Genomic DNA, 4,849 nt, shown 5'->3' on the forward strand with positions numbered 1-4,849 from the left:
CTGGGCGGAATGCTTGGCTGGCCCGGTAGCGAGTGGAGCGAAGAGGACGCGATCGACAGGCCGCCGATGCGGGCCGAATGGAAAACGCTCAACACTGAGGCGCGCCATACCTTCACGCATTTTCATCTCCGTCTCACGGTCAAGACCGCTCTTGTGCCCATGGATCGTGCCGCAAAGGTTGGCGATTTTGTACCAGCTGAGGACTTTAATGCCTCGGATTTGCCAACCGTCATGCGCAAGGTCTTTGATTTGACCGCTGCGGGGCGTAAATAGAGACAAGACATTCGTTCAGGAGCACGGCCCAATGATATCCTCAGACACCGCCGCATTGTTCAAAAGCGCATTACCATTTTGGGTTTCATTTCTCTTGATCCCTGCAGTTTGGTTCGCCGCTTATGCTGGCAATTGGTGGGTCCTGATTATCCCCGTGCTCACGTGGTATCTGTTTACAGCACTTGATTTACTGGGCGGCTTGAACCTTCAAAACGTCGATCTAGAGACAAGCGAAGAAGAGTTGAAGTGGTACACGCGCCTCACGAGCCTTTGGGTGCCTGCGCAAATCCTAACGATCTTTGGTCTGATCTACTATGCAACGAACACGGATCACCTCATCACGTCTGGAAAGATCGGCCTGTTCTTTAGTGTTGGTGTGATTTCTGGCACCATTGGGATCAACTATTCTCACGAATTGATGCATCAGAAAAACAAACGCGAACGATGGCTTGGGGACATTCTGCTCGCCTCTGTGCTCTATTCGCATTTCCGATCTGAACATCTGCTAGTCCATCATCGCTATGTGGGCACGCCGCGAGATCCGGTAACTGCGCGCTACAATGAGGGGTTTCACCGCTTCTTCCCGCGCGTCTTGCGCCAGTGTTGGCAGTCTGCATTCAAAGCAGAGAAAGACATGCTCGCTCGCAAGGATTTGCCGTGGACTGATCTATCCAATCCGTTCTTTCGCTATTGGGCGTTGCAAGGTGGGATGCTGATCCTCGCGCTGATCTTGGGCGGCTGGAGCGGCTTGTTTCTGTTCCTCTTCCAAGCCTTCATCGCGGTTTGGCAATTGGAGTTGGTGAACTACGTCGAGCACTATGGCCTGACTCGAAAACATCTGGGCGAAGGTAAATACGAACACGTGCAGCCGCGCCATTCTTGGAACGCGGCGCATAAGGCGTCCAACTGGCTACTGATCAATCTGCAACGACATTCGGATCACCACTACAAACCCGATCGCCGCTTTCCGCTATTGCAAAACTACACTGAAGCGGACGCACCGCAGTTGCCCCATGGCTATCCGCTCATGACAATGATGGCGCTGCTTCCGTTCCTTTGGCGACGGGTGATGAACCCGCGTGTGCGACGCTGGCGCGAGATGTATTACCCAGAAATCACCGAATGGCGCTCCTATAACAAAGGCACCAATCCGTTGCCGCGCTAAGGCGTGACAACGATATTACCCGTGTGCTTTTTATCCACAAATGCTGTTTGTGCTTCGCTCAGCTGATCCAATGGATAGGTCGCTGCAAGGGCCGGTTTGATCGCACCAGATTCGATGTAACTGATAAGATTTGGCATGACTTCAGGCGTAATGACCGTTGACCCTGTGAAGGTCAGATCGCGCAGGTACAACGTGCGTAAATCCAGTTCGACCATTGGCCCCGCAATCGCGCCAGAACAGGTATATCGCCCACCGCGTTCGATGACGTCAATCAAAGTTGGCCAATACGGACCGCCCACGACATCAGCGACGACGGTAATCTTCTCATCGCCCAGCGCTTTGCGCAGATTGACGGGCGCGCGCGGCAGAATGAGATCGGGGCCAAGCGCGGCAACCTCGTCGTGCTTGGCTTCTGAGGCCAAGGCAATCACACGCGCGCTACGCCGTTTTGCCAATTGAACCAACGCACCGCCAACGCCGCCTGATGCTCCGGGCACGAGAACGGTGTCTTTGTCGGTCACATTGGCGCGGGTTAGCATGCCCTCTGCAGTCGAATAGGAACAGGAAAAGGTCGCAAGCTCTGCATCAGAGAGATCGGACTTGACCGCCAATGCGTTGCGCGATGGCATGGTCGTATATTCCGCAAAACCGCCATCGCGTTCAGAGCCGAAATACCCTGTCTTGTTGATATCGGACAGATCATCAGGATCGCGCAGCCAATTGTCCGTGATCACCCGCTCCCCGATGCGCGTGCTATCTACACCGTCGCCAACCGCAACGATGACACCGCACGCATCAGCCCCTTGAATGCGCGGAAATCCGATAGGCGCGCCGCCCCATGATGGATCTTCGTCGTCAGGGCTTTCCAACGTTTCGCCTGAGGTCGCCTGTGTCACGGCCTTGGAATACCAACCGATACGCGTATTCACATCTGTATTGTTCAATCCGCATGCGCCGACTTTGATCAAAACTTCATCCGCGGCAGGCGCCGGCACTGGCCAATCATCGCGCTGTTCAATCATGCTAAGATCGCCATGACCCATCGTGACCATAGCGCGCATTGTTTTGGGTAGCGTCATCACAGACCGTCCTTTTCTATCTCCCGCCTAGCTGCATCATAAGCTGCTTGGCTTTGCAAGAACGGTCTAAACGTCAACCCTGCAGAATGAGATCGCTCGCCTTCTCACCAATCATGATCGCAGGGGCGTTGGTATTGCCGCTGACAATCTCGGGCATGATCGAACAATCAGCAACGCGCAGCCCCTCAATGCCACGAACGCGCAATTTATCGTCGACCACAGCCATATCGTCATGGCCCATCTTACATGTGCCTGTCGGGTGATAGATTGAGGCGGTGTTGTTGCGCACCCAATCCAATGTCGCGTCATAATTATCCATATCAAGCGACGGATTAGGTCGGAATTCTTCCGAAATTTTGCTTGCAAGTGGCTCACAGCGCGCAATTCTTCGGGCGATATTCACACCCGCGACCGCGGTTCGGCAGTCGTTCTCAGTAGATAGATAATTTGGAATGATCTTCGGATAGGTCATGGGATCGCCACTCGCCAATCTAATTTCACCCTTCGATTCTGGCCGCAGTTGGCACACAGACATCGTAAAGGCTGCGAATTTATCCGCCCCTTTGCCAGGGTTTTCTGCCGAGAGTGGCTGCACATGAAACTGGATATCTGGTGTTTCGAGATCATCGCGCGTTTTCAAAAAGCCTGTCGCAAGGCTCGCCGCCATCGTCATCGGACCGGAACGTGTGGTGATGTATCTCAGGCCGATCTTCGCCTGCCCGAATAGCGAACTTACCTCATTGTTCAACGTTGGCTCGTGGCACTTATACACAAGGCGCGCCTGCAAGTGGTCCTGCATGTTCTTGCCAACACCTTTAAGCGCTGCCTTCACTTCGATCCCGTGTTCCGCCAACTGCTCTGGATCGCCGATGCCAGACAACATCAATATCTGCGGTGAATTGATCGCACCGCCAGAAAGCACGATTTCCTTTTGCGCCTTAATGGTTTGGATCTCGCCAGATTTATCCAAATAGCGAACCGCGGTGGCGCGATTACCTTCTATGACAATATTCTGAACTTGTGCATGTGTTATGATCTCAAGGTTTTCGCGCGATTTTGCAGGACGCAAGAATGCAGCGGCAGATGAGCAACGCAAACCATTGCGCGCCGTCAACTGGAAGAAACTGACGCCTTCTTGATCCGCACCGTTGTAGTCTGGGTTGAATTTATAACCAGCTGTTTGCGCGGCTTCGATCCAAGCGTCCGTGATCGGGCGCTCAATGCGCATGTTGGATACGGAAAGCTCGCCATCGGCGCTATGAAATTCATCCGCGCCGCGTTCATTGTTCTCTGAACGTTTGAAAAGCGGAAGGACATCGTCCCACCCCCAACCAACATTGCCCATCTGGCGCCAGCGGTCATAGTCTTGAGGTTGTCCACGGACATAGAGCAAACCGTTCAAAGAGGATGATCCCCCCAAAACCTTGCCGCGGGGCCACTCAATAGAGCGACCATTCAGGCCCGGATCCGGCTCGGTCTTGTAGCACCAATCCACCTTGGGATTATGAATGGTTTTAAAATAGCCGACTGGAATGTGAATCCAAGGATTGATGTCACGCCCACCTGCTTCCAGCAGGACAACCCGGTTTTTTGGGTCCGCGCTCAATCTGTTCGCGAGAACACAGCCCGCAGAACCAGCACCGATAATAATAAAATCAGCCGTCACATCCCACCCTTTCGTACCTTTGTTAAAAAAACTCTATGCAGAATACAAATTGTAAGCTAGCCTTTTTTTGAAACAAAACGTCTCAATAATCATCAAACGGGAGGAAACGATGGGTATTAATGACAAACTAGGCATGATCTCAAGACGGGATCTGTTTAAGGTTGCTGGCCAATATGGCATGAGCTCAACGCTCATGGCGGCTGGTACCTTCGGCGGCGCAATGAGCCTTGCAAACTTGGCTGCTGCGGCGGAATCCACTTACGAAAAACGCTTCGCGAAAGAGCCAAAGCACACGCTGAAATTCGGCGCGGCTGGCTTTAACCAACGCAACCTTCTGATCGAACGTGCGGGCGCTCTAGAATTCGCGCGCGATCTCGAATCACGTTCAGACGGTGAAATTCGTGTTGAATTCATCGGCGACAACCAAATCTGTGGTCAGGTCTCTTGCGTAGAGAAATGTCAGCAAGGCATCGTTGATATCTATGCGGCTTCTACACAAAACTCAGCGGGCGGTGCGCCATATCTGAACGTTCTGGACTATGCATATCAGTTCCGTAACCGTGCAGATCAGTATCACTTCCTGTATCACCCAAAGTCGCAGCAATTGCTTCGTGACCCCTATGAAAAGCGTCACGGACTGAAATTCCTGTTCTCACACGCAGAACT

At 52.9% G+C, this 4,849-nt stretch carries 4 protein-coding genes and 1 pseudogene; 3 read left to right on the forward strand and 2 right to left on the reverse strand.

Annotated elements, in window-relative coordinates; translation table 11 throughout:
- The coding region (locus ABJQ89_RS14055) for an NUDIX domain-containing protein (protein ID WP_348496817.1) at positions 1 to 273 on the forward strand (273 nt) is incomplete at its 5' end.
- A gap of 31 nt (positions 274 to 304) precedes the next feature.
- Positions 305 to 1,438, forward strand: a complete 1,134-nt coding sequence (locus ABJQ89_RS14060) for an alkane 1-monooxygenase (protein WP_348496818.1) — start codon at positions 305 to 307, stop codon at positions 1,436 to 1,438.
- Here ABJQ89_RS14060 and ABJQ89_RS14065 read toward each other — a convergent pair.
- Together ABJQ89_RS14065 and ABJQ89_RS14070 are read right to left on the reverse strand one after the other, a co-directional pair.
- Positions 1,435 to 2,517: an alcohol dehydrogenase family protein gene (locus ABJQ89_RS14065; RefSeq protein ID WP_348496819.1), complete on the reverse strand. Its 1,083-nt coding sequence runs from the start codon at positions 2,515 to 2,517 to the stop codon at positions 1,435 to 1,437. The two genes, ABJQ89_RS14060 and ABJQ89_RS14065, sit on opposite strands and share 4 nt — an antisense overlap.
- Before the next feature lie 73 nt (positions 2,518 to 2,590).
- Positions 2,591 to 4,183 (reverse strand): choline dehydrogenase, encoded by a 1,593-nt coding sequence (locus ABJQ89_RS14070; protein WP_348496820.1) that lies wholly within the window; start codon positions 4,181 to 4,183, stop codon positions 2,591 to 2,593.
- Between the two features lie 109 nt (positions 4,184 to 4,292).
- Here ABJQ89_RS14070 and ABJQ89_RS14075 point away from each other — a divergent pair.
- Positions 4,293 to 4,849, forward strand: a pseudogene (locus tag ABJQ89_RS14075) (TRAP transporter substrate-binding protein DctP); the annotation flags it as partial.

It is taken from the genome of Planktotalea sp., assembly GCF_039984035.1.
GTDB lineage: Bacteria > Pseudomonadota > Alphaproteobacteria > Rhodobacterales > Rhodobacteraceae > Planktotalea.